The organism is Micromonospora sp. PTRAS2 (assembly GCF_054052245.1).
In genome coordinates this window covers 39,161-63,479 of sequence record NZ_JBSWBU010000010.1, presented here as the reverse complement: position 1 = coordinate 63,479, position 24,319 = coordinate 39,161, and the positions used below count along the sequence as shown (strand labels likewise).

The following is a 24,319-nucleotide window of genomic DNA, read 5'->3' as shown; positions in this document are numbered from 1 at the left end:
AGCATCGGTCCGGCCAACCGGCCCCCCACGGGCCGGACGGGCGCACGGAGAGGTGGGTGGGATGACCGCACGCGGTCCTGCGATGAGGGACGTGGCCCGCCTCGCCGGGGTGTCGCACCAGACCGTGTCGCGCGTCCTCAACGGGCACCCCAACGTCCGGGAACAGACCCGGCTGCGGGTGCAGGCCGCGATCAGCCAGCTCGGCTACCGCCCCAACCGGGCGGCCCGCGCGCTGGTCACCGGGCGGTCCCAGGTGCTGGGCGTCGTGGCGCTCAACACCACGCTCTACGGCCCGGCGTCCCTGCTGTCGGCCTTCGAGCTCGCCGCGGCCGAGGCGGGCTTCGCCGTCAGCGTGGGCAGCGTGCGCAACCTGGACCGCGATTCCATCACCGCTGTCGTCGAACGACACCTGGCGCACCGGGTCGCCGGGATCGTGGTGATCGCGCCCGTGGAGTCCGCCGCCGAGGCGTTGGACTGCCTGCCCACCGACATCCCGCTGGTCACCGTCGACGGCGACCCCCGCCGGCCGGAGCCGCTGGTCACCATCGACCAGGTGGAGGGGGGCCGGCTGGCCACCCAGCATCTGCTCGACGCGGGCCACCGGACGGTCTGGCACGTCTCCGGTCCGGGCGACTGGTTCGACAGCGCCGGCCGGATCGCGGGGTGGCGGGAGACGTTGCGGGCGGCGGGGGCGGAGGCGCCCCCCGTGTTGCAGGCGGACTGGTCGGCGGCGTCGGGGTACCGCTGCGGGCAGATGCTGGCGCGGACGCCGGGAGTGACCGCCATCTTCACCGCCAACGACGATCTCGCCCTGGGCGTGCTGCACGCGCTGCACGAGCACGGCCGACGGGTGCCGGAGGAGGTCAGCGTCGTCGGCTTCGACGACGTGCCGGACGCGGCCTACTTCATCCCGCCCCTGACCACCGTCCGGCCCGACTTCGACACCGTGGCGAAGGCCAGCCTCACCCTGCTGCTGGCACAGATCGAGTCCGGCGTCGACCGCACGCTGCGGCAGACCGTCTCCCCGACGCTGATCACGCGCAGCAGCGTGGCCCCGCCCCCCGAGTGAGCCCGGTGCCGGCCGTGCCGCGGCGGCGCCCCTCCACCATGGGTTGATAGCGGTAACATCCCGGCCCGCCCGACGGCGAGCCCCCAGTGGCCTGGCCCGCGTCGGCGGCATCAACCCTCACAGCCACGCACGGTGGCCGTCTACCCGCGCAAACGCGCCCACATCGTGGCCGTAAGAACCTCGGTATAGTCATCACCTTGAATCAATCCAGGCGTCGAACGTAATATGTCTGTCGTCACATGTGAACGTTAACGCGAGCTGTTCCGGTCGGGCCCGGCGGCGTGCCGGGCTCGACGACCTGTCCTCGGGCCGCAGTTCCCCGTCCCTGGCCCGGCACCCCTTGGAGGTCCGATGTCCCTGTCCATCAACCGACGACGGCTGTTGCAGGCCGCCGGCGCGACCGCCGTCGCCTCCGCGGCCGGCACCACGTTCGCCGGCGCGCAACCGGCCGCCGCGGCGCTGGTGGTGCCGCCGGCACGACCGGACACCGGCGTCTCGGCGTACCCGTTCGAGCTGGGCCAGGTGCGGCTGACCGCCGGCCGCTGGCTGGACAACCAGAACCGGACGCTGAGCTACCTGCGGTTCGTCGACGTCGACCGGCTGCTCTACAACTTCCGCGCCAACCACCGGCTGTCCACCAACGGCGCCGCGTCCAACGGCGGCTGGGACGCTCCGTCGTTCCCGTTCCGCACGCACATGCAGGGGCACTTCCTGACCGCCTGGGCCCAGGCGTACGCGGTCCTCGGCGACACCACCTGCCGGGACAAGGCGAACTACATGGTCGCCGAGCTGGCCAAGTGCCAGGCGAACAACGGCGCGGCCGGGTTCACGGCGGGCTACCTGTCCGGCTTCCCCGAGTCGGACTTCGCGGCTCTGGAGGCGCGCACGCTGTCCAACGGCAACGTGCCCTACTACTGCATCCACAAGACCCTCATCGGCCTGCTGGACGTCTGGCGCTACATCGGCAACACCCAGGCCCGCACCGTTCTGCTGGCCCTGGCCGGCTGGGTCGACACCCGCACGTCCCGGCTGAGCTCCAGCCAGATGCAGAACATGCTGGGCACCGAGTTCGGCGGCATGAACGAGGCGCTGGCCGATCTCTACCAGTACACCGGCGACGGCCGCTGGCTCACCGTCGCCCAGCGGTTCGACCACGCCGCCGTGTTCAACCCGCTCGCCAGCAACTCCGACCAGCTCAACGGGCTGCACGCCAACACGCAGGTGCCGAAGTGGATCGGCGCGGCGCGCGAGTTCAAGGCGACCGGCACCACGCGGTACCGTGACATCGCCAGCAACGCGTGGAACATGACCGTCAACGCGCACACGTACGTCATCGGCGGCAACAGCCAGGCGGAGCACTTCCGCCCGCCCAATGCGATCTCCGGCTATCTCACCAACGACACGTGCGAGCACTGCAACACCGTCAACATGCTGAAGCTGACCCGGGAGCTGTGGCTGATCGACCCCAACCGGGCGGCGTACTTCGACTTCTTCGAGCGCGCGCTGGCCAACCACGTCATCGGCGCCCAGAACCCGGCCGACGGCCACGGCCACGTCACCTACTTCACCCCGCTCAAGCCCGGTGGCCGGCGGGGCGTGGGCCCCGCGTGGGGCGGCGGCACCTGGAGCACCGACTACAACTCGTTCTGGTGCTGCCAGGGCACCGGCCTGGAGGTCAACACCAGGCTGATGGACTCGATCTACTTCTACAACGGCACCACGCTCACCGTGAACCTGTTCGCGCCGTCGACGCTGAACTGGTCCCAGCGCGGCATCACGGTCACCCAGAGCACCAACTACCCGGTCGGCGACACCACCACCCTGAGCCTTTCCGGCACCATGAGCGGCTCGTGGAGCATCCGGGTGCGCATCCCGGCGTGGGCCACCGGCGCGACGATCGCCGTCAACGGCGCGACGCAGAGCGTGGACACCACGCCCGGCGGCTACGCCACGGTCACCCGCACCTGGGCCGCGGGCGACACCGTCACCGTACGGCTGCCGATGCGGGTCGTGCTCTCGCCCGCCAACGACAACGCCGCGGTGGCCGCCGTCACCTACGGCCCGATGGTGCTGGCCGGCAACTACGGCAACACCACCCTGAACGCCCTGCCCTCGCTCAACGCCACGTCGGTCACCCGGACGAGCACCAGCTCGCTCGCGTTCACCGCGACCGCCAACGGCGCCACGGTCAACCTCGCGCCGTTCCAGGACGCGCACGGCTACAACTACACCGTCTACTGGAGCGTCAGCGGCGGCACCGGCACCACCACCCACAAGCTGGTCAACGTCGGCAGCGGCCTGGTGCTCGGCATCCAGAACATGTCCACCGCCGACGGCGGGCTCGCCCTCCAGTGGGGCGACACCGGCACCGCCGACCACAACTGGGTCGTCGTGACCGAGGGCGGCAACGTCAAGTTCCGCAACGTCAACAGCGGCAAGGTCCTCGGCGTCGAGAACATGTCCACCGCCGACAACGCCCGCGTCCTGCAGTGGGCCGACAACGGCACCGCCGACCACCTCTGGACCCTGCTGAGCCAGGGCGACGGCACCTACAAGATCCGCAACGTCAACAGCGGCAAGCTGCTCGGCATCCTCAACGGCTCCACGGCCCAGGGCGCGCAGGCCGTACAGGATTCCGACAACGGCAGCGCCGACAACCGCTGGCGGCTCGTCGCCAACGGCTAGGTCCCGCCCGCGGATCGTGAGCGGGTCGCGCCGGTGGCGTCGTCGCCGGCGTGGCCCGCTCCCCCACGCGCGGTGCGGGCTGATCGGGCCTCTCCGGCCCGGAGATACGCCCCGGCGCTGACGGTCCGCTTCCTGTCGGCCTGCGCCACTACGATGGCCGCCGTGCAGTTCGGGGTGCTCGGGCCGCTCGCCGTCACCACCGACGCCGGCGAGCCGGTCCTGGTGCCCGGCGCGAAGGTCCGGGTGCTGCTGGCCGTCCTGCTGACCAACCGCAACCAGGTGGTGTCGGCGGACCGCCTGATCGACGACATCTGGGGCTCGCACGCGCCGGCCAACCCGGGCGGCGCGCTGCAGGTGCGGGTGTCCCAGTTGCGCCGGGCGCTCGACGACGCCGAGCCGGGCGCCCGCGGCCTGGTCGAGTCCCGTCCGCCCGGCTACCTGCTGCGCACCCGGGCGGTGGACGCCGACCGGTTCGCCGAGCTGGCCGCGTCGACCGACGTCGAACGGCTGGCCGCCGCGCTCGCGCTGTGGCGCGGCGACGCGTACGCCGACGTGGCCGACGCCGGGTTCGTCCACGCCGAGGCGACCCGGCTGGCCGAGCAGCGCCTCGCCGTGCACGAGCGGCTCGCCGCCGCCCGCCTGGCCCGGGGCGAGCACGACCTCGTCGCCGCCGACCTCGCGGAGCTGGTGACCCGGCATCCGCTGCGGGAGGGCCTGCGGGCGTTGCAGCTGCGCGCGTTGTACGCGGCGGGCCGGCAGTCCGAAGCCCTGGACAGCTACGCCGCCCTGCGCGACCGGCTCGCCACGGAGCTGGGGCTCGACCCGGGGCCGGAGCTGGTCGCCCTGCACCGCCGGATCCTCGCCCAGGATTCCGGGCTCAGCGCGCCGCCGCGCGCCGCGATCGTGCGCCACAGCCTGCCGGCTCGGCTCGACGAGCTGGTCGGGCGGGCCGGGGCCCTGGCGGAGCTGCGCGCCGTGCTGCCGGGGCGGCGCCTGGTCACGCTGGTCGGGCCGGGTGGCGTCGGCAAGACCCGGCTGGCCACCGAGGTGGCCCGCGAGCCGGCCGGGCCCGACGGCGGCTGCCTGGTCGAGCTGGCCCCGCTGCCGGCCGGTGACCCGCGCGTCGCCGACCGGGTGCTCGACGCGCTGGGCCTGCGGGAGCCGCCGGGCGCCGCCGTTCCCGCCGCCGACCGGCTCTGCGCCGCGCTGCGGCACCGGCGGGTGCTGCTCGTGCTCGACAACTGTGAGCACGTGGTCGACGCGGTCGCCACGCTGGTGGCCCGGCTGCTGCGGGACGCGCCCGCGGTCACCGTGCTGGCCACCAGCAGGGAACCCCTCGGCCTGACCGGCGAGCTGCTGTGGGAGGTGCCGCCGTTGGCCCTGCCCGAGGACGACGGCGACGTCGACGCGGTCCGGCGCTCGGCGGCGGCCCGGCTGTTCGCCGTCCGGGCCGCCGCGCGGCAGCGCGGATTCCGCCTCGACGAGCGGACCGCACCCGCCGTCGCTCAGCTCTGTCGTCGGCTGGACGGCCTGCCGTTGGCCCTCGAACTGGCCGCGACCCGGGTGCGCGCACTCGGCCTGTGGGGCGTCGTGGACCGCCTCGACGACCGGTTCCGGCTGCTCACCACGCAGCAGCGCGACGTGCCGGCACGGCAGCGCACGCTGGCGGCGGTGATCGGCTGGAGCTGGGACCTGCTGGCCGAGGCCGACCGGCGCGTGCTGGCCCGGCTCGTCGTGTTCCGCGACGGCTGCCCGGCGGAGGCGGCCGAACGGGTGTGCGGGGCCGACGTCGACGCGCTGACCCGGCTGGTGGACCGTTCGCTGGTGGTGCTGGACGAGAGGCCCGACGGCCCGCGCTACCGGCTGCTCGAGTCCGTCGCCGCGTTCTGCGCCGAGCGGCTCACGGACGCCGACGACGTCCGGGCCCGGCACGCGGCTTACTACACGGAGCTGGCCGAACGCGCGGACCCGCAGCTGCGCGGCGCCGACCAGCGGCGGTGGCTGTCCCGGCTCGACGCCGAGGCGGGCAACCTGGCCGCGGCGCTGACGCACGGCGGCGGGCTGCGCCTGGCCACGGCCCTGAGCTGGTACTGGTTCCTGCGGGGCAGGCTGACCGAGGCGGGACGGGCGCTGGCGGCGCGCGGCGAGCCGGCGGAGGAGGCCCGCGCCGCGCCGTGGCGGGTCGGCTTCGCGCTGTTGCGGGGCGAGCCGATCGTGCCGGGCGAGGTCCGCGCCGCGCTGGCCGGCGCGGTCGACGGCCGGGCGGCGTGGTTCGTCGCGCACGCGCTGATCGACCGCAGCGAGCTGGCGTTGGCGGCGGAGCTGCTGCCCGTCGCCTGCGCCGACGCCTGGGTCGAGGCCGCGGTGCTCTGCTCCCGGGCCAAGCTGGCGCACGCCACCGGTGATCTCGCCGCGCTGGAACGCGCCGGGGGCCGCAGCGCGGCGCTGTTCGCCGCGATCGGCGACCGGTGGGGCCGGTTGCAGGCCACCGACTGGGTGGGCGGCCTGGCCGAGATGCGCGGCGAGCACGAGCGCGCGGCTGCCCTGCACCGGGAGGGGCTGCGTTGGGCCGAGGAGCTGTCCCTGCGGCCGGAGGTGGGCAGCAAGCTGTCCTGGCTCGCGTGGCTCGCGGTGCAGACCGGCGACCACGGGCGCGCCCGGGAGCTGGCCGGGCGCGCATACGCGCTGGCGGCGGAGCAGGACGCCCCGGCCGCGCTGGTCTTCGCGGAGACCAGCCTCGGCATCGCCGCCCGCAGGGCGGGCGACCTGGACGCGGCCACCGGTCACCTGACGCGCGTCGCCGAGCGGGGTCGCCGCGAGGCGCGGCCCGCGCTCTACCTGCCGATGGTGCTCGTCGAGCTGGGCTACGCCGCCGAGCAGGGCGGTGACCGGGCCGCCGGGCTGGCCCTGCACCTGGAGGCGTTCGACGCCGCGCGGGCGATGGGTTCGCCCCGGGATGCCGCCGCCGCCCTGGAGGGGATGGCGTCGGCGGCGGGGCCGCCCGAGGTCGCCGCCGCGCTGCTGGGGGCCGCCGCCGCTGCCCGGCTGGCCGCGCAGGCCCCGGCCGCGCCGGCGGAGCGCGCCGAGACCGACCGGGTGGCCGGGCGCCTCGCCGCCACGCTCGGGCGGGAGCGCTTCGACGCGCTGTTCGCCGAGGGTGGGCGGCTGGGCCCGGACGAGGCCCGAGCCCGGGCCGGGGCCGGGGCGGTCGTCACCCGACCGGCCCTGGCCGGTACGAGGCGATGACCACGCCGCTCTTCATGACCCTGGTGTCGATCAGCTCGAACGACGTCGTGAAGTCGGCCAGGGGCGTCGTCATGCTGGCGCCGCCGGTGAGGACGGGGTGGATCCAGAACCGCACCTCGTCCACCAGGCCCGCCCTGACCAGCTGCGCGGTGACCGAGCCGAAGCCGTACTGGATGATGTCCCTGCCCTCCTGGGCCTTGAGCTTGCGGACCTCCGCCACCAGGTCGCCCCGGAGCACCCGGGTGTTGTTCCAGGTGGGGTCGGTCAGCGTGGTCGAGGCGACATACTTGCGGACGTTGTTGAAGTAGGCGGCGCCGGTGGTCGGGTCGCTCTCGTCCTGGGCCGGCCAGGCGACGGACATGCCGTCGTACGTGACGCGGCCCATCAGCACCGCGTCGGCGGCGTCGGTCTGCGCCCCGGCGAAGGCGCTGGCCTCGTCGTCGAAGTACGGCATGGTCCACATGGGATTCTCGATCACGCCGTCGAGGGTGACGTAGGTCGAGTTGATCAGCTTGCGCATCGGGGCTCCCGTGTCGGTGGCGCTCGTGGTGACACCGACACCCTGCCGGATCCCACTTACGGTTCGCTTCAGGTCCGCGCGCGGGGCGACGCGTTCATTGACAGGCATGAGAACCCGGGCTACGGTGCGCCAGGAAAGCGCTTTCACGCACGGCATCCGCCGACCTCCCCACCCCGTCCCCCGGAGGTTCCTCCACCATGCGCAGACGCCGCCGACGGTCCCTGCTCGCCGTCGCCACCGCAGCACTCACCACCGTCCTGCTCGGCCTGACCCAGCTCGGCGGCGCCCAGTCCGCGTACGCCGCCACGCTGTTCAGCGACGACTTCGCCGACGGCGACACCGCCGGCTGGTCGAAGTCCGGCGGGACCTGGTCGGTCGTCGCCGACGACAGCCCCGCCCTGCACCAGGCCAAGGCCGACACCGACAACGCGCGCCTGTTCGCCGGCACGTCGTCCTGGGCCGACTACGCCGTCCAGGCCCGGGTCAAGGCCCTGACCCTGCCGGCCGACGGGGCCGTGGCCCTGCTCGCCCGGGCCTCCGGCTCGACCACCTACTACCGGCTGGCCCTGCTGCCCGGCAACCAGGTCCGGCTGGAGGCGGTACGCAGCGGCGCGGCGACCACCCTGGGCACGCTCTCCCGGACCGTCGCCACCGGCACCTGGTACACCCTGCGCATCGAGGCCACCGGGTCGACCGTGCGCGGGTGGGTCGACGGCGTCCAGGTCGGCTCCGGCACCGGCAGCATCGCCACCGGCCGCATCGGCGTGCAGACCCGCTACGCCACCGCCCGCTACGACGACGTGACGGTCACCAGCGGCACCACCACCCCCACCACGCCACCGACCGGCACGCCACCGACGGCCACCCCCACCGCGACGCCGACGACCACACCCCCCGCCTCGCCGACCCCGACGCCCACCGGCACCCCGCCGGCCACCGGCACGGTGGTCGTCGCCAAGGACGGCAGCGGCACCTACACCAGCGTGCAGGCGGCGGTGAACGCCGTGCCCGCCGGCAACACCATCGGACGCACCATCGTCATCCGGCCCGGCACCTACCGGGAACTGGTCACCATCCCCGCCGACAAGCCCCACCTCACCCTCGTCGGCTCCACCGGCGACGCCCGCGACGTGGTCATCACCTACGACAACGCCTCGGGAACCCCGAAGCCGGACGGCGGCACCTACGGCACCTCGGGCAGCGCCTCGGTGACCATCGACGGCAGCGACTTCACCGCCCGGCACCTGACCTTCGCCAACAGCTTCGACGAGGCCGCGCACGACTACAGCGCCGAGCAGGCCGTCGCCGTGCTCACCCGCGCCGACCGGCTGGTCTTCGACAACGTCCGGTTCCTCGGCAACCAGGACACCCTCTACCACAACAGCGCCAACAGCAGCACCATCGGCCGCGCGTACTTCCGCAACTGCTACGTCGAGGGCGACGTCGACTTCATCTTCGGCCGGGGCACCGGCGTCTTCGACCGCTGCGAGATCAGGTCGCTCGACCGCGGGTCGTCGAGCAACAACGGGTACGTCACCGCGCCGTCCACGATGATCAGCAACCCGTACGGCTTCCTGTTCGTCGGCTGCACCCTGACCACCGACTCGGCCGCCGCCCAGAGCGTGCACCTCGGCCGGCCGTGGCACCCCAGCGGCGACGTCAACGCGATCGGCCAGGTCGTGTTCCGCGACAGCGTCCTCGGGGCACACGTCAAGGACTCCCCGTGGACGGACATGTCCGGGTTCTCGTGGCGCGACGCCCGGTTCTTCGAGTACCGCAACAGCGGCCCCGGCGCGACGGTCACCGCCGACCGCCCGCAGCTCACCGACGCCCAGGCGCCCACCTACACGGCGCAGCGCTACCTGGCCGGCTCGGACGGCTGGAACCCGATCCACTGACCGGCCCCGGTACGCGGGGGCGGCGGGACCACGCACCACCCCCGCGTACCGGCGGGTAACCTCCCGCCATGACGCACGAACGCGAGATCACCGCCCCCGTCGACCTCTGCCTGCCCGACGGCCGGCTCGACCCGGCGGCGGTCGGCTGGACCCGCCGCCCCCTGCACCGGGCGAACCTGCGGGGCTGGGGGCGGACCAAGCGCTGGGAGTACTGGGGCGTCGTCACCCCCGCCCACGTGATCGGGGTCGTCGTGTCGTCGCTGGACTACGCCGGCGTGCACAGCGTCTACGTGCTCGACCGGGCCACCGGCGAGGAGGTCAACACCGAGGCGGTGGTGCCGCTGGCGCGCGGGGTGACGCTGCCCGAGCGCAGCGGCGTCGGCGCCGTCACCGCGCGCGGGCCGGTGACCGTCGCCGTCGACCAGCGCCCCGACGGGACCACCCTGCGCGCCACCGCCGGCGACGTCGAGGTCGACCTGGCCATGCCGCTGCCCGCCGGCCACGAGTCGCTCGGGGTGGTCGTGCCGTGGGGCAAGCGGCGGTTCCAGTACACGGTCAAGGACGTCGGGCGGCCCGTGCACGGCCGGCTGCGCGTCGGCGGCGCGTGGCACGACGTCCCCGCCGACGACTCGTTCGCCGTGCTCGACCACGGCCGCGGCCGGTGGCCGTACTCGGTCGCCTGGAACTGGGCGGCGGGCAGCGGGCCCGGCCGGGCCGTCCAGCTCGGCGGAAAGTGGACCGACGGGACCGGCAGCACCGAGAACGGGCTGTTCGTCGCCGGTCGGCTGCACAAAATCGGCGACGAGCTGCGCTGGACGTACGACCGGTCCGACTGGCTGCGCCCGTGGCGGATCACCGGCGACCGGGTGGACGTGACGCTGCACCCGTTCCACGAGCGGGCCGCCCGCACCAACCTCGGCGTGGTGGCCAACGAGACGCACCAGTGCTTCGGGCACTTCACCGGCTGGGCGGCCACCGACGACGGCGAGCGGGTCGACCTCGACGGGCTCGTCGGCTGGGCCGAGGAGGCCCGCAACCGCTGGTAGCCGCGCCTGCCCCACACCGCGCCCACGTCCCGTTCAGCGCAGCAGGCGCACCGCGCCCGGCACGGCGGTCACCGTCACCGGCAGGTCGAGGCACCGCTCCCCGTCGGCGTACGTGGTGATCCCCTCGGCGGCCAGCTCCACGGTGCGGGCCCGGTGGCTGCTCACCAGCGGATGCCGCACGTGGGTGCCCCGGTAGATGCGCGGCTTCACCCGGATCAGGGTGCGCCGGTCGAACCGGCCGCCGACCACCACGTCCAGCAGGCCGTCCGTCGGGTCCGCGTCGGGGCAGATCCGCATGCCGCCGCCGTAGCTGGCGCAGTTGCCGACCGCCACCAGCACCGCGTCGCACTCCAGGGGCTCGCCGTCGAGCCGCAGGGTGTAGCGGCGCGGGCGCAGCCGGGCCAGCTCCACCAGGATCGCCAGGTCGTAGCGGCGGGGGCCGCGCGGGCGGCGCATCCGGTTGGCCCGCTCGTTGACGATCGCGTCGAAGCCGGCGGCGAGCACCGCCCCGTACCACCGGGTTTCGCCGCCGGGGCCGGTCAGCCGGGCCAGGTCCACCGGTCGGGTCCGGCCCTCGCGCAGCGCGGCGGCGACGGTCTCGGCGGCGGCGAGCGGATCGGCGGGGAAGCCGGTGTCGGCGGCGAAGTCGTTGCCGGTGCCGGCCGGCACCGCAGCGAACGGCACACCCGTGCCGGCCACCGCCTGCAGGCCCCGGTGCACCGTGCCGTCGCCGCCGACGGTGACCAGGGCGGCGGCCCCGGCGGCGACGGCGGCCCGGCACGCCGCCTCGGCCTGCGCGCCCGTGCCCGCCTCCAGCAGCCGCACCGGACGGCCGGCCGTCGCCAGCCGGTCCAGCAGGCGCGGCAGCAGGCCCCGGTGCCGCCCGCGCCCGGCCGTGGGGTTGGCGAGCACGGCGACGGGACCGTCGGGACGCGGCCCGGGGGCAGGGTGGTCGGCTGCGGTCACGGCGAGCACCGTACCGCCCGCTCGCCCGCCCCGGCACCGGCCTGCCGGCCCGCGCGGGACGGCCCCCGCGTCGGGCCGGCGGGAATCGTCGCCGAAGCAATCTGCCGTCGCGTTGAACGACCGGCGGGCCAACCCCGTACGTTCCGGTGAAGGGAGCTGCCCCATGAAGCGCATGACCCCGCTGCTGACGCTGGTGACCGGAGCCGGAATGGCGGCCGTGCTGTTCGCGATGAGCGCGCAGGCGGCACCGACGGCCGCACCGCCGAAGGTGGACGCCGCGCCCCCGGCCAGCGCCGCCGACGCGCCGCCGGCGCCGTCCGGGAGCCAACCGCCCGAGCTGTCCCCGGGTGCCCCGGTGCCCCCGGCGGCGGCCCCCGGCGCGACGGACGTCCCGGCCGCCGGGACGCCCGAACAGAAGGTGGACGCGAGCTGGACCGGCCGCCTGAACAACGGCGCCACCATCGCCATCACCTCCCGCGACGGCGCCGCCGAGGCGTACGTGTGCGACGGCAAGGACATGGAGCTGTGGCTGCGTGGCACGGCCACCGACGGCAAACTCGCCCTCGACGGCAAGGACGCCACGCTCACCGGGACGTTCGACGGCTCCGAGGCGACCGGCAAGCTGACCATCGGCGGCGACACGACCACGTTCACCGCGAAGGCCACGGCGGGAACCGCCCCCGTGGTCTACCGGGCGACCCCGCAGCTGCGGGACGCCGGGGTCGACGGCGGCTGGATCCTGCGGCCCGACGGCACCCAGATCGGCGTGCTCACCTGGAACGGCCGGCCGATCCCGGCGCCGCCGCTGGACCCCGCGTTCGGCACCACGATCGTCGAGGGGCTGACCGTCACCGCCCGGCCGGTGATCCCCGCGCCGGAGCCCGGCCGGTGACCAGCGGCGACTGGCGCGCCGGCACGGACGTCGCCCCGGCCGGCGACGCCTGGGACAGCGGCACGAAGGCCCCGCCCCGCGTCGACTGGGACACCCCGCCCGAGGTCGACGTGTGGGGCGGCGACGCGGACAACGCGCCCCGGGCCGGCGCCTGGGACGGCGGGAACGACGACGGCCCACGGGCCGGCGGGTGGATCGGCGACGCCGGCGACGCGCCCCGCGCCGGCAGGCCGGGCCGCGACGACGCCCCCCGCGCCGGGGCGTGGGACGCCGGCCCGGACACCGGGCCGGAGGTCGACGTGTGGGGCACCGGGACGGGTGCCCGCCCCGGTGGCGACCGGTGGGACGCCGGCCGCAAGAAGGCCCGGCCCGAGGTCGACACCTGGCGCGCCGGCCGCGACGGCGGGCCGGACGCCGACCGGTCCCGCGACGACCGGGGCCCCGACGACGATCGGGGCCTGCGGGTGCTGCCCGATCCCGCCGCGTTCGCGGCGCGGCTCGCCGCCGAGACCGAGCCGGCCCGGACGGCCTCGCTGCTGCTGCCGGTGCTCGCCGGCGCGGCGGTCGCCGTGGCCACCGGCGTCTACGCCAAACTGCACCAGCCCACCGGCATCGCCGTCAACGTCGCCGGCTTCACCGGGCCGATGCAGGTCAAGGTGTGGCTGGGCAGCGGCGCGATGGCGCTCGCCGTGGTGCAGGTGCTGTCGGCGCTGGCGATGTGGGGGCGGCTCGGCGGCTTCCGCCCGTCCTGGGCGGGCGTCGCCCACCGTTGGTCCGGCCGGGTGGCGTTCCTGCTCGCCGTGCCCGTGGCCGTGCACTGCCTGTACGCCCTCGGCTTCGCCGCCTACGACCTGCGCACCCTGGCGCACTCCCTGTTCGGCTGCTTCTTCTTCGGCATGTTCACCACGAAGATGCTGGCCCTGCCGAAGCCGGGACTGGCCGGCTGGGTCCTGCCCGTCACCGGCGGGGCGGTCTTCGTCGCCCTCACGGCGATCTGGCTGACCTCGTCGCTGTGGTACTTCACCACCTTCGGGATCACCCGGTGACGCCGCCCGCCGGCACCGGCAGAGGGTCGTTCGTCGGCACCGCCAGCAGGCCGCCGGTCGGCACCGAACGCAGCGAGGAGAGCAGCGCGATGACCTACGAGTACCGGCCGTGCCCGTCCCGCCGGGCCGTCCTGTGCGCCACCGGCGCGGCGGGCGTCACCGCCCTGCTGACCGGCTGCCAGACGTACGGGGAGCCCGTCGCCGCCCCGGTGGCGGCCGACCCGCCCGTCGGCGACGCGCCGGCCAGCGGGGACCCGGTGGCCGAGCCCGCCGGCAGCGGCGACCCGGCCGACGCCGACGCCGATCCCCCCGCCGGTGGGCAGGCGGCGGCGCTGGCCGCCGTGGCCGACCTGCCCGTCGGCGGCGGTCGGATCCTCGCCGACCGGGGCGTGGTGCTGACCCGGCCGACGCAGGAGACCGTCAAGGCGTACTCCGCCACCTGCACCCACGCCGGCTGCACCGTCACCCGCGTCGCCGACGGCACCATCGTCTGCGGCTGCCACAACAGCACATTCGACATCGCCGACGGGTCGGTGCGCGGCGGGCCGGCCGGCTCGCCGCTGCCGCCGGTCGCGGTGTCGGTCCGCGACGGCCAGGTCCTGCTCGCCTGACGGCGCCTCACGACGCCTCACGACGCCACTGCCGGCCCGACGGGTCGCACCCCCGGCACGACGAAGGCCCGCCCCGAACTTCCGGGGCGGGCCTTCGCGTCGTCAGCCTCGTCAGGTCATGTCGTCGTAGCGCCGGTCGATCGGCGCCGGCGCGGCCACCGGCTCCGGAGCCCCGATCGGGTCCGAGGCCTCGATTCGCTGGCTGGGCGGCACCCGGTCGTCATTGAGCTCCAACGGCGACACCTCGTCGTCGGCGATCCCCGCGTAGATCTCCTTGCCCCGCCCGCGCCGCCTGTCGTTGAGGAACGCGACACCCACGGCAGCGAAGTACAGGGCGGACAGGCAGACTGCCAGAGCCGTCATACCGAACGGATCCGGCGTCGGGGTGACCACCGCCGAGAAGGCGAAGAACACGAAGATCGCGACCCGCCACCAGCTGAGCAGCCGCTTCGCGCTGGCCAGCCCCACGAAGTTGAGCATCAGCACGATCAGCGGGAACTCGAACGCCACCCCGAACAACAGGATCAGGTTGGTGACGAACGAGATGTAGCGGGTCACCTCGAGGTTGGTCGAGATGTCGTCACCGGAGACGTTGAGCAGGAACTCCAGCCCCTTGGTGGTGACGAAGAAGGCCAGTACCGCGCCTGCGGCGAAAAGCGGCGCCGCCAGCGATGTGAAGACGTAGGCGTACCGCCGCTCGTGCCGGTGCAGACCCGGCGCGATGAACGCCCACAGCTGGTAGAGCCAGACCGGGGCGGCGATGACCAACCCGACCCAGAGGCCGATCTTCAGGTTGAGCAGGAAGACGTCGGCGACACCGAGCTGGACGAAGTTGCACTTGCCCGTGTCGGGGTCGATCGAGGCCGGCAGGTCGCAGTACGGCTTCGACAACAGCAGCCGCACCGGAGTCGCCAGCCAGATGCCAAAGCCGAAGCCGACCATGATCGCCAGCGACGCCCGGAACAACCGGGAGCGCAGCTCACGGATGTGGTCCATGAGCGTCATGGAACCGTCGGCGGCCTGCTCGAACTTGCTCGGTCCGCGTTTACGAAGGGCGAAGGCCACGGTGGTCGGGCCCCTCGGTCAGTGGTCGCGGACGCGCTGCACCGGGTCGATGACCGGCTGCTGCGGAGCCTGCGGCGGGGCGTACGGCTGCTGCTGCGGCTGCGCGTACGGCTGCTGCGCATACTGCTGCTGCGGCTGCGGCTGCGCGGCGTTCGGCGGCAGCGGCTGGTAGCCGGCCTGGGCGTCGGCCTTCTCGGCCAGATCGCGGTCGTCGTCGTGCAGGCTCTTCGTCTCGGCCTTGATGATCCGCAGCGAACGGCCCAGCGAGCGGGCCGCGTCGGGAAGCCGCTTCGCGCCGAAGAGCAGGATCATCACGACCACGAGTACGGCGATGTGCCACGGCTTGAGGGCACCCATGGGAAGCTCCAGTCGCTCTGTGTCGTCGTGGGGGTGTTACCGGAGCCCATCGTACGTCCGTTGAGGGCCGTTGCCACCCGCCGGACGCTGGTGGTTTCGACCGGCTGGTGAAGTGTTGACCAACTCCGCGCGTCCCGTCAACCACCCGGACCCGGATCCCACCTGCGGATACCCGCCCCCGCGCCGGCCGCCGGGCGCACGCGCAGCGGCCCGGGTCGATCTAGTGGCCGCGCTTCGCCTTGATCACGGCCAGGCGGCGCTGGGTGAGCTCCACCTGCCCCTGCATCGCCTCCGCGCGCTCCTGCAGCGCCTCGGCCGACACCCGCAGCGCCTCCGCCTCCGCCTGGCGGCCCTGCAACGCCATCGCCGCCCGCCGCAGCCGGGGCAGCCGGACCAGTACCGGCCGCACGGCCAGCGCCAGCACCACGAACGCGAACAGCACCACCGCGACCACGATCCACTTCACCACGGCGGCCAGCCTACCGGGGCGACGCGGACCCCGCCGGGTCACCCGACGGCGCGCCGTCCGGGCTGGCGTACGCCTCCAGCGCCGCGACCGCCTGCGCCCGGACCTGATCGGCCAGCTCCGCCGGGGCGACCACGGCGACCCCGGGGCCCAGGCCCAGCACGAACCGGCGGGCCCAGCCCAGGTCGGTCACCCGCAGCGACACCAGCCACTGGTCGCCGTCGCCGCGCTCGACCCGCTCGCACGGATAATATTCGGTGATCCACCGCTCGCCCCGACCGATCCGCAACGTGATCAACGGCAGGTCCGGCGACGGGCGGAACACCCCCTCGGTGAGGTCGTGCGGCCGGGCCTGCGGCGGCACCACCGCCGGCTCGTCCAGCTCGACGACCGCGTCGATCCGGTCGGCCCGGAACAGCCGGACCTCCTCCGCGCGGCGACACCACGCCTCCACGTACGCCCGGCCGCCCACCATCAGCATCCGCAGCGGGTCGATGACCCGCTCGGTCGTCTCGTCCCGGGCCGGCGTGTAGTAGGTGATCCGCAGCGCCCGGGCCCGCCCCACGGCGGCCCGCAGCTGCTCCACCCGCCGGCTGTCCGCCTGCAGGCGCACCTCCACCGGGGCGCCGACCAGGTCACCCGCCGCGTTCTCGATCTTCGCGAGGGCCCGCTCCACCGCCTCCCGGTTGGCCACCCCCGGCGTCTCGGCGAGCATCCGCAACGCCACCACCAGCGCCAGCGCCTCGTCGGGGGTCAACCGCAGCGGCCGGTCGATCCCCGCGTCGTAGGTGATGGTCACCCGGTCGCCGTCGAACGCCATGTCAATCAGGTCACCCGGGCCGTAACCGGGCAGCCCGCACACCCACAGCAGCTCCAGGTCCTCCCGCAGCTGCCGCTCGGTCACCCCCAGGTCGCCAGCCGCCTCGGCGATCTCGATCCCCGGCCGGGCCAGCAGATAGGGCACCAGGTTGAGCAGCCGGGCCAGCCGGTCGGCCGACGCCCGGTTGCCGCCGGCACGCGGGCCGGTCGGGCGGGCGGCCGGACGGGTCGCCGGGCGGGTCATCGGGCACCTCCGGTCACGGTCAGCTCGTCGTGCCGGGCGGCGATCTCCTTGAGCCGCTGGATCACCGCCTCGCGCACCTCCGGCGGGTCGAGCACCCGCACGTCCGGGCCGTACCCCACCAACTTGGCGGCCAGGGACTCCGCGTCCGCGTACGGCAGGACCAGCCGGTCCCCCGCGGGCCCGGAACCGCTGTCGACCGCCCAGCGACGCAGCCCCGCCGCGCGGCCCGGACGGACCAGGACCGTCGCCCGGCCCGTGCGCTCCACCGGCCCCGACCAGCGCGCCACGTGGCTGATCAGATCCAGCCCCGGCGGCGGCTCGAAGCCGCCCGGGGCGCCGGCCACCCGGACCGCGCCCACCACCCGCGACAGCCGGAAACAGCGGGTCGCCGCCCGGTCCAGGTCGTGCCCCACCACATACCACCGGCCCCGCCAGCAGACCACGCCCCACGGCTGCACACGGCGGCGGGTCGGGTCGTCACGGTCGGGCGCCCGGTAGTCGAAGCTCACCTCGCGGCGGTCCCGCGCGGCGGCCGTCAACGGCGCGAACGCCGGATCGACCGTCACCATCGGCTCCAGGCCCAGGGTCGCCTGCGGGTCCACATCCACCCCGGCGGCGCGCAGCTTCGCCAGCCCCGACGACGCGGCGGCCGCCAGCCCCGCGTGCTGCCACAACCGGGCGGCGATGCCGACCGCCGCGGCCTCGTCCGGCTCCAGCGGGATGTCCGGCAGCGCGTACTCCCGGTGGGCGATGCGGTAACCCGGCTCCGAGTCGAAGACGCTCGCCGTGCCCGTCTCCAGCGGCACCCCCAGCTCACGCAGCTCGGCCTTGTCCCGCTCGAACTTGCGCTGGAACGCTTCGTGATCCTTCGCGTCGTCCGGATCGTGCTCGTAACCGGGCACGGTCGCGGCGATCTGCGCGGCGGTCAGGAACCGTCGCGTCGACAACAGGCAGATCACCAGGTTGACCAGGCGTTCGGTGCGGGTCCGCGACACGTGTGCACGCTAGCAGCCCGCGCCGCGCGGGCGTGCACCCAATCCGGGCGCGTCGCGGCAACGCCACAACACTCACCCTGGGTGACCGCAACGGCACCGCTGCGGGCCCCGCCGGGCGGCCATAGGGTGGCCCCATGCCCGAAGCGGACGTCAAGACCGAGAGCGTGGGCACCGTCGTCGTGGCCGGCGCGGCCAACCTCGCCATCGCCGTGGCCAAGCTCGTCGCCGGGCTGATCTCCGGCTCCGCGGCGATGCTCTCCGAGGCCGCGCACTCCGTCGCCGACACCACCACCGAGGCGCTGCTCTACCTCGCGCTGCGCCGCGGCGCACGGCCCGCCGACGTCCGCCACCCCTTCGGGTACGGCAAGGAGAGCTACGTCTGGGCGTTCCTCGCCGCGCTGTTCACCTTCGTCGCCGGGGCCGGCTTCGCCATCACCCACGGCGTCACCACCATCCTCGTGCACGAACACAGCGGCAACTACCTCGTCGCGTACGTCGTGCTGGCCGTCTCGTTCGCCGTCGAGTCGGTCTCCCTGGCCCGGGCGACCCGGCAGATCCGCGCCGAGTCACGCCGCTGGAACACCACGCCGCGGCGCTTCCTGCGGCTCACCGCCGACACCACCGTCAAGGCCGTCTTCCTGGAGGACAGCGCCGCCCTGATCGGCCTGCTGCTCGCCGCCGTCGGCCTCGGCCTGTCCCACCTCACCGGCGACGAACTCTACGACGGCCTCGCCTCCATCGCCATCGGCCTGCTGCTGCTCGTCGTCGCGATCACCCTCGCCAAGGCCAACATCTCGCTGCTCGTCGGACGCTCCGTGCCCGAGCGGCTGCGCCACGAGATCGCGGCGGAACTCGACGGGCTGCCCGCCGTCGAACGCATCGACACGCTGCTCACCATGCAGCTCGGCCCCGAGGACATGCTGGTCGCCGCCAAGGTCGACTTCCGCGACGACGCCACCGGCGCCGACATCGAGGCCGCCGCCGACGAGGCCGAGCGCCGCCTCACCGCCCGCTACCCCGAGATCGGGTACGTCTTCCTCGACCCCACCCCGTCGCGCCCCGAGACCCGCAACCGGCGCACCCGGCACATCCAGGACGAGCCGCCACGCTGACCCCGCCGCCGCAACCCGCGCCCGGCAACCGCTAGCGTGCACCGCATGGTGCGATGGCGGGCGGGAACCGTGACGGCGCTGCGGCGGGAGTGGACCGGCGCGATCGAACTGGACGTCACACTCGCCGACGGCACCACCATGCGGGCCCTGGCCTACCCGCACCTCGTCGGCCGCCCCGCGCCCGGCGACCGGGTGCTCCTCAACGCCGGGGCGCTGCTCATGGGCCTCGGCACCGGCGGGTACGCGCTCGTCGTGGCCCTGCCCGACCGGCTGCCGCCCGACCCGCCGCAGGCCGGCGACACCCGCGACGCCGGGCACCTCGTCAAGGCCCGCTACACGCCCCTGCAACCCATCCTGCTCGGCGTCGACGAGGAGGCCAGCCCCCACCGCGAGGTGCTCGCCGCCGCCGAGGACATCGCCGGCCTGCCCGTCGTCACCGCCGACCTGCACTCCGCCCTGCCCGCCATCCTCGCCGGCATCCACGCCGACGCCCCCGACGCCCGCGTCGCCTACCTGCTCACCGACGGCGGCGCGCTGCCCGCCTGGTTCTCCCGCGCCCTCGACGGGCTGCGCGGCCGGCTCGCCGGCACCGTCAGCGTCGGGCAGGCGTTCGGCGGCGACCTGGAGGCCACCACCGTACACAGCGGCCTGCTCGCCGCCCGGCACGTGCTCGCCGCCGACGTGGTCATCTGCGCCCAGGGTCCCGGCAACCTCGGCACCGGCACCCGCTGGGGCTACTCCGGCGTGGCCGTCGGCGAGGCCGTCAACGCCGTCGCCGCCCTCGGCGGGAAACCCGTCGGCTCCCTGCGCATCTCCGACGCCGACCCCCGCCCCCGGCACCGTGGCGTGTCCCACCACAGCCTCACCGCGTACGGTCGCGTCGCCCTCGCCCCCGCCGACCTCGTCGTGCCCGACGACCTGCCCGCCGCCCTGGCCGACGACATCGACGCCGCGCTCGCCCCCCTCGCCGGGCGGCACCGCATCGTCCGGGTCCCCACCGACGGGCTCGACGCCGCGCTGCGCGCCAGCCCCGTGCCCCTGTCCACCATGGGCCGCGGCCTCGACGCCGACCACGCCTACTTCCTCGCCGCCGCAGCCGCCGGCCGGCGCGCCGCCGCCCTCGCCCGCTGATTCGCCGTCGTCCCGGCTACGGCCGGGCAGCGCGGCGGCCGGGCGCGGCTACGGCCTGGCTCTGTGCGGCTGTGGCCAGGCGGCGCGGGAGACCTCAGGCCAGGAAGATCAACGCCAGCCAGCCGCCGACGATCACCACCAACGCCGCGGCCAACACCCACGTCGGCACCGTGTACTCGCCGCGCCGGTTCCGCTCCACCTCCGCGCGGATCTTCTCCCGGCGGCGGTCGATCCAATTCAACTTCTCGGCGCCGCGCTCGCGCCCCGGAGGTTCAGACATCATGGCAGCGCCAGCCTACCCGGACGGCCCCCTCCCGCCACGACCAGCGCCGCACGAGGGGGCCCACCGGATCACATGCTCGCGATCAACCGCTCCACCCGCTCGTCGTACGCCCGGAACGGGTCCTTGCACAGCACGGTGCGCTGCGCCTGGTCGTTGAGCTTCAGGTGCACCCAGTCGACCGTGAAGTCACGCCGCTTCTCCTGCGCGTGCCGGATGAACTCCCCCCGCAGCCGCGCCCGCGTCGTCTGCGGCGGCGTCTCCTTCGCCTCGAAGATCTCCGGATCCGTCGCCACCCGGTCCACCTCCCCGCGCCGCTCCAACAGCCCGTACAGGCCCCGCCCACGCCGCAGGTCGTGATACGCCAGGTCCATCTGCGCCACCCGGGGATGCGACAACGGCAGGTCGTGCTTGCGCTGATACCGCTCGATCAGCCGCAGCTTCGACACCCAGTCGATCTCCCGCGACACCGGCTCCAGGTCACCGGTCTCCACCGCCCGCAGCACCCGGCCCCACAGCTCCACCACCCGCTTGGCCGTCTGGTCCCCGCCCCGGCGCTCCACGAACTCCGTCGCCTTCGCCAGGTATTCCTGCTGGATCTCCAGCGCGCTGACCTCCTTGCCGGAGGCAAGCCGCACCTTCCGCCGGCCCGTGATGTCATGCGACACCTCGCGGATCGCCCGGATCGGGTTCTCCAGCGACAGGTCCCGCATCACCACCCCCGCCTCGATCATCCGCAGCACGATGTCCGCGGAACCGACCTTCAGCAGCGTGGTGACCTCGTTCATGTTCGAGTCACCCACGATGACGTGCAGCCGCCGGTACCGCTCCGCGTCCGCGTGCGGCTCGTCGCGGGTGTTGATGATCGGCCGGCTCCGCGTCGTCGCCGACGACACCCCCTCCCAGATGTGCTCCGCCCGCTGCGACAGGCAGTAGACCGCACCCCGGGGCGTCTGCAACACCTTGCCCGCCCCGCAGATCAACTGCCGGGTCACCAGGAACGGAATCAGCACGTCCGCCAGCCGGCCGAACTCGCCGTGCCGGGAGACCAGGTAGTTCTCGTGACAGCCGTACGAGTTCCCCGCCGAGTCCGTGTTGTTCTTGAACAGGTAGATCTCACCCGCGATGCCCTCGTCGTGCAGCCGCTTCTCCGCGTCGATGAGCAGCCCCTCCAGGATCCGCTCCCCCGCCCGGTCGTGGGCCACCAGGTCCACCACCGAGTCACACTCGGGCGTCGCGTACTCCGGGTGGGACCCCACGTCCAGATAGAGCCGGGCACCGTTGCGCAGGAACACGTTGCTCGACCGGCCCCACGACACCACCCGACGGAACAGGTACCGCGCGACCTCGTCGGGGGACAGCCGCCGCTGCCCACGGTAGGTACAGGTGACGCCGTACTCGGTCTCAAGGCCGAAGATTCGCCGCTCCATGAGTTGACATTAGTCCTCTCCGGCCCCGAATGGGCAGGGCTGACCACCCGGACACACGCGACCGGCCACCCATCTGGGTGGCCGGCCAGGTGATCACTGTTGCCGAACGGTCACGCCCCGGGCGTGTCGGACCCGCGCTACCCCTCCAGGTCCGCCGAACCCGCCGACGTCGTCGGCTTCCCCGCCTCCTGCGTCGGCGTCGCCGGGGTCTCCGGACGCTCCTCGGTCGCCGGCTCCTTCGACTCCTCCGCCTCGGCGTCCAGCAGCGCGGTCAGGGCCGCACCGGTGATCCGCCGGAACGTCCGGCCCTTGCGGTGCCGGTCCAGGACCGCCACCTCCAACTGGTGGGCCGCGATCGTCCGCGCCGCCCCGCCCTCACCGCCGACGCTGCCCAACGCCGCCACGGCCACCCGGACCGCCTCACCGAGCGACATGTCCGGCCGGTGCTGCGACTTGAGCACACCGGAGATCGCCTCGGCCTGCCCACCCATCGCCATCCGGCCCGGCTCGTCGTTGACCGAACCGTCGTACGTCAACCGGTAGAGCGCGTCGGCCTCCGGCGTCGCCCCCACCTCCGCCACGCAGATCTCCACCTCGAACGGCTTCGACTGCTCGGTGAAGATGGCGCCGAGGGTCTGCGCGTACGCGTTGGCCAACGCCAGACCCGTCACGTCCCGCCGGTCGTAGCTCAGGCCGTTGAGGTCGGCCATCCGGACCCCGGCGCGACGCAGATTCTCGAACTCGTTGTACCGGCCCACGGCGGCGAAGCCGATCCGGTCGTAGATCTCACTGACCTTGTGCAGGGTGCTGGAGAGGTTCTCCGCGACGAAGAGCACCCCGCCGGAGTAGCTCACGACCACCGCGCTGCGGCCCCGGGCGATGCCCTTGCGGGCCAGCTCGGAGCGGTCGCGCATGATCTGCTCGGGCGAGGCGTAGAACTGCATGGCCACGGCGGCGGTTCTCCTTTGGGCGCTGTGCTGACGACGACTGCTGACTAAGGCGGAGGCGGGGCTCAGCCGCCCGGGTTCTCCATCCGGCCGGCCACCACGGCCTCGGCGATCGCGGCCGTCTCGGCGTCGGTGAGCCGGTGGGTGCCCTCCGCCGTCGCCGTCATCACCACCGGGTAGATCCGGCGGGTGAGGTCCGGGCCACCGGTGGCCGTGTCGTCGTCGGCCGCGTCGTAGAGCGCCTCCACCGCGAGCCGCACCGCGTCATCGACCGACAGGCCCGCCCGGAACCGCTTCTTCAACGCCGACCGCGCGAAGATCGAACCGGAGCCGATCGCGTCGTAACCGGTCTCCTCGTAGGGGCCACCGGTGACGTCGAAGCTGAAGATGCGCCCCGCCCGCGCCGGGTCGGCGGCGGCCAGGTCGAACCCGGCGAACAGCGGGATCACCGCGAGGCCCTGCATGGCCGCGCCCAGGTTGCCCCGGATCATCGACGCCAGCCGGTTGGCCTTGCCGTCGAGCGAGAGCATCGCGCCCTCGATCTTCTCGTAGTGCTCCAGCTCCACCTGGAACAGTCGCATCAGCTCGATGCCGATGCCCGCGGTGCCCGCGATGCCGACCAGCGAGTACGCGTCGGCCGGGTGCACCTTCTCGATGTCCCGCTGGGCGATCAGATTGCCCATGGTGGCCCGTCGGTCGCCCGCCATCACCACGCCACCGGCGGCCGAGATGGCCACGATGGTGGTCGCGTGCGGCGCCAGGTCGGCGGCCATGCCGGGCGGCAACGGCCGACGGCCGGGCAGCATCTCGGGGGCCACCCTGCTCAGGAAAGACGTGAAGGACGACGTCCCCGCGTTGGTGAACGCATCTGGTAGACGCCCGGATGGATCAAAGCCCGCTGCCACGTGGTTCCTCTCAGGTACGTGATCGCCCTGGCCAGTCTCGTAGGACTGTCACGGAACTGGCCAAGACCGCCGTTGCAGTTGAAGCAGAGTATCCCGCGCACCCAGCCGGTGCGATGATCGTGGTCCAGATGTTGCGGGTCCGCGCCACCACAGATCGCGCAGACCCCGCCCTGCTCGGCGAGGAGTTCGTCGAACTCCTTCTGCCCCACCCCGTAGCGGCGACGGAGGTGGTATTCGCGGGTGCCACCGTAGAGCCGCTGCACCGTTTCCCTGCCACGGGCGTTGTGGCACGGTTTGCAGTACGTGTGCCGCCCGCCGGCCTTCCTGGTGCGCGGAAAGTCCTCAAGCGGCTTGATGTCTCCGCAGTCGGGACACCATTTCAGCCCGACGGGGACCGGAACCGGAGCCCTCTTCGGCGCGCTGATCCCGCGCTTGCGGCGGCTCGCCTCCGAGCGGGCCGCCGCGCAGCTCTTGCAGTAAAAAGCCAGCCCGTCCGCGCGCCGCCGGTTGCGGTGGAACTCGGTCGTGGGCAGCAGGCGCTCACACTGGGGACACCTCTTGTCCGATGCGCTGGGCAAATCGGACATAT

At 73.9% G+C, this 24,319-nt stretch carries 22 protein-coding genes; 10 read left to right on the top strand and 12 right to left on the bottom strand.

Annotated elements, in window-relative coordinates; genetic code table 11:
• The first annotated feature begins 61 nt into the window (after positions 1-61).
• The 3 genes from ACVMYR_RS25725 to ACVMYR_RS25715 all read left to right on the top strand — a co-directional run bounded on the left by ACVMYR_RS25725 (position 62) and on the right by ACVMYR_RS25715 (position 7,000).
• On the top strand, positions 62-1,069 hold the full coding sequence (locus ACVMYR_RS25725; protein ID WP_043968841.1) for a LacI family DNA-binding transcriptional regulator: 1,008 nt from the start codon (positions 62-64) through the stop codon (positions 1,067-1,069).
• A 351-nt stretch (positions 1,070-1,420) separates the two neighbouring features.
• Positions 1,421-3,754 carry a beta-L-arabinofuranosidase domain-containing protein gene (locus ACVMYR_RS25720; protein ID WP_077940000.1) on the top strand — a complete coding sequence of 778 codons (2,334 nt, stop codon included), beginning with the start codon at positions 1,421-1,423 and terminating at the stop codon, positions 3,752-3,754.
• A 162-nt stretch (positions 3,755-3,916) separates the two neighbouring features.
• Positions 3,917-7,000, top strand: coding sequence for a BTAD domain-containing putative transcriptional regulator (locus ACVMYR_RS25715; RefSeq protein ID WP_457122975.1), 3,084 nt, complete (start codon positions 3,917-3,919; stop codon positions 6,998-7,000).
• Here the strand turns inward: ACVMYR_RS25715 and ACVMYR_RS25710 are convergent.
• On the bottom strand, positions 6,966-7,520 hold the full coding sequence (locus tag ACVMYR_RS25710) for a dihydrofolate reductase family protein (protein WP_077939999.1): 555 nt from the start codon (positions 7,518-7,520) through the stop codon (positions 6,966-6,968). The genes ACVMYR_RS25715 and ACVMYR_RS25710 overlap by 35 nt on opposite strands.
• A gap of 197 nt (positions 7,521-7,717) precedes the next feature.
• Between ACVMYR_RS25710 and ACVMYR_RS25705 the strand changes: the two genes are divergently transcribed.
• Together ACVMYR_RS25705 and ACVMYR_RS25700 are read left to right on the top strand one after the other, a co-directional pair.
• The gene (locus ACVMYR_RS25705; RefSeq protein ID WP_457122974.1) at positions 7,718-9,418 is read left to right on the top strand and encodes a pectinesterase family protein; all 1,701 of its coding nucleotides are present in this window, start codon (positions 7,718-7,720) and stop codon (positions 9,416-9,418) included.
• A gap of 68 nt (positions 9,419-9,486) precedes the next feature.
• Positions 9,487-10,464: a DUF2804 domain-containing protein gene (locus ACVMYR_RS25700; RefSeq protein WP_457122973.1), complete on the top strand. Its 978-nt coding sequence runs from the start codon at positions 9,487-9,489 to the stop codon at positions 10,462-10,464.
• 33 nt (positions 10,465-10,497) lie between these two features.
• On the opposite strand, the gene ACVMYR_RS25695 is transcribed toward ACVMYR_RS25700, so the two are convergent.
• Positions 10,498-11,439 carry a diacylglycerol kinase family protein gene (locus ACVMYR_RS25695; RefSeq protein ID WP_396788458.1) on the bottom strand — a complete coding sequence of 314 codons (942 nt, stop codon included), beginning with the start codon at positions 11,437-11,439 and terminating at the stop codon, positions 10,498-10,500.
• Between the two features lie 154 nt (positions 11,440-11,593).
• Between ACVMYR_RS25695 and ACVMYR_RS25690 the strand changes: the two genes are divergently transcribed.
• From ACVMYR_RS25690 to ACVMYR_RS25680, 3 genes are all read left to right on the top strand, one after another.
• The gene (locus tag ACVMYR_RS25690; protein ID WP_457122972.1) at positions 11,594-12,322 is read left to right on the top strand and encodes a hypothetical protein; all 729 of its coding nucleotides are present in this window, start codon (positions 11,594-11,596) and stop codon (positions 12,320-12,322) included.
• 533 nt (positions 12,323-12,855) lie between these two features.
• Positions 12,856-13,368, top strand: a complete 513-nt coding sequence (locus ACVMYR_RS25685) for a DUF6529 family protein (RefSeq protein WP_228986843.1) — start codon at positions 12,856-12,858, stop codon at positions 13,366-13,368.
• Complete coding sequence (locus ACVMYR_RS25680) at positions 13,365-13,979, top strand: Rieske (2Fe-2S) protein (RefSeq protein ID WP_457122971.1); 615 nt, start codon at positions 13,365-13,367, stop codon at positions 13,977-13,979. Before ACVMYR_RS25685 ends, ACVMYR_RS25680 begins: the two co-directional genes overlap by 4 nt.
• 111 nt (positions 13,980-14,090) lie before the next feature.
• Here the strand turns inward: ACVMYR_RS25680 and tatC are convergent, their stop codons facing one another.
• The 5 genes from tatC to ACVMYR_RS25655 all read right to left on the bottom strand — a co-directional run bounded on the left by tatC (position 14,091) and on the right by ACVMYR_RS25655 (position 17,925).
• A complete protein-coding gene (gene tatC, locus ACVMYR_RS25675; RefSeq protein WP_396788461.1) occupies positions 14,091-15,044 on the bottom strand; it encodes a twin-arginine translocase subunit TatC in 954 nt (317 codons plus the stop codon).
• A gap of 18 nt (positions 15,045-15,062) precedes the next feature.
• Positions 15,063-15,401 (bottom strand): Sec-independent protein translocase subunit TatA, encoded by a 339-nt coding sequence (gene tatA, locus ACVMYR_RS25670; RefSeq protein WP_457122970.1) that lies wholly within the window; start codon positions 15,399-15,401, stop codon positions 15,063-15,065.
• Between the two features lie 220 nt (positions 15,402-15,621).
• Positions 15,622-15,870, bottom strand: a complete 249-nt coding sequence (locus ACVMYR_RS25665; protein WP_077940027.1) for a hypothetical protein — start codon at positions 15,868-15,870, stop codon at positions 15,622-15,624.
• Positions 15,871-15,880: 10 nt separating this feature from the next.
• Positions 15,881-16,930 carry a helix-turn-helix transcriptional regulator gene (locus tag ACVMYR_RS25660; protein ID WP_077939993.1) on the bottom strand — a complete coding sequence of 350 codons (1,050 nt, stop codon included), beginning with the start codon at positions 16,928-16,930 and terminating at the stop codon, positions 15,881-15,883.
• On the bottom strand, positions 16,927-17,925 hold the full coding sequence (locus ACVMYR_RS25655; RefSeq protein ID WP_043968830.1) for a helix-turn-helix transcriptional regulator: 999 nt from the start codon (positions 17,923-17,925) through the stop codon (positions 16,927-16,929). The genes ACVMYR_RS25660 and ACVMYR_RS25655 overlap by 4 nt, the downstream gene beginning before the upstream one ends.
• Before the next feature lie 134 nt (positions 17,926-18,059).
• On the opposite strand from ACVMYR_RS25655, the gene ACVMYR_RS25650 reads away from it, so the two are divergent.
• A complete protein-coding gene (locus ACVMYR_RS25650) occupies positions 18,060-19,037 on the top strand; it encodes a cation diffusion facilitator family transporter (protein ID WP_043968829.1) in 978 nt (325 codons plus the stop codon).
• A gap of 45 nt (positions 19,038-19,082) precedes the next feature.
• The gene (locus ACVMYR_RS25645) at positions 19,083-20,168 is read left to right on the top strand and encodes a DUF3866 family protein (RefSeq protein ID WP_457122969.1); all 1,086 of its coding nucleotides are present in this window, start codon (positions 19,083-19,085) and stop codon (positions 20,166-20,168) included.
• A 94-nt stretch (positions 20,169-20,262) separates the two neighbouring features.
• Here ACVMYR_RS25645 and ACVMYR_RS25640 read toward each other — a convergent pair whose 3' ends face one another.
• The 5 genes from ACVMYR_RS25640 to ACVMYR_RS25620 all read right to left on the bottom strand — a co-directional run bounded on the left by ACVMYR_RS25640 (position 20,263) and on the right by ACVMYR_RS25620 (position 24,317).
• Positions 20,263-20,451: a hypothetical protein gene (locus tag ACVMYR_RS25640; protein ID WP_077939991.1), complete on the bottom strand. Its 189-nt coding sequence runs from the start codon at positions 20,449-20,451 to the stop codon at positions 20,263-20,265.
• Between the two features lie 68 nt (positions 20,452-20,519).
• Positions 20,520-21,878, bottom strand: coding sequence for a Pup--protein ligase (pafA, locus tag ACVMYR_RS25635; RefSeq protein WP_043968825.1), 1,359 nt, complete (start codon positions 21,876-21,878; stop codon positions 20,520-20,522).
• A gap of 137 nt (positions 21,879-22,015) precedes the next feature.
• Positions 22,016-22,828: a proteasome subunit alpha gene (gene prcA / locus ACVMYR_RS25630; protein WP_077939990.1), complete on the bottom strand. Its 813-nt coding sequence runs from the start codon at positions 22,826-22,828 to the stop codon at positions 22,016-22,018.
• Positions 22,829-22,890: 62 nt separating this feature from the next.
• Positions 22,891-23,730 (bottom strand): proteasome subunit beta, encoded by an 840-nt coding sequence (prcB, locus tag ACVMYR_RS25625; RefSeq protein ID WP_043968823.1) that lies wholly within the window; start codon positions 23,728-23,730, stop codon positions 22,891-22,893.
• Positions 23,649-24,317 (bottom strand): endonuclease VII domain-containing protein, encoded by a 669-nt coding sequence (locus ACVMYR_RS25620; RefSeq protein ID WP_077939989.1) that lies wholly within the window; start codon positions 24,315-24,317, stop codon positions 23,649-23,651. The genes prcB and ACVMYR_RS25620 overlap by 82 nt, the downstream gene beginning before the upstream one ends.
• Between the last annotated feature and the right edge of the window lie 2 nt (positions 24,318-24,319).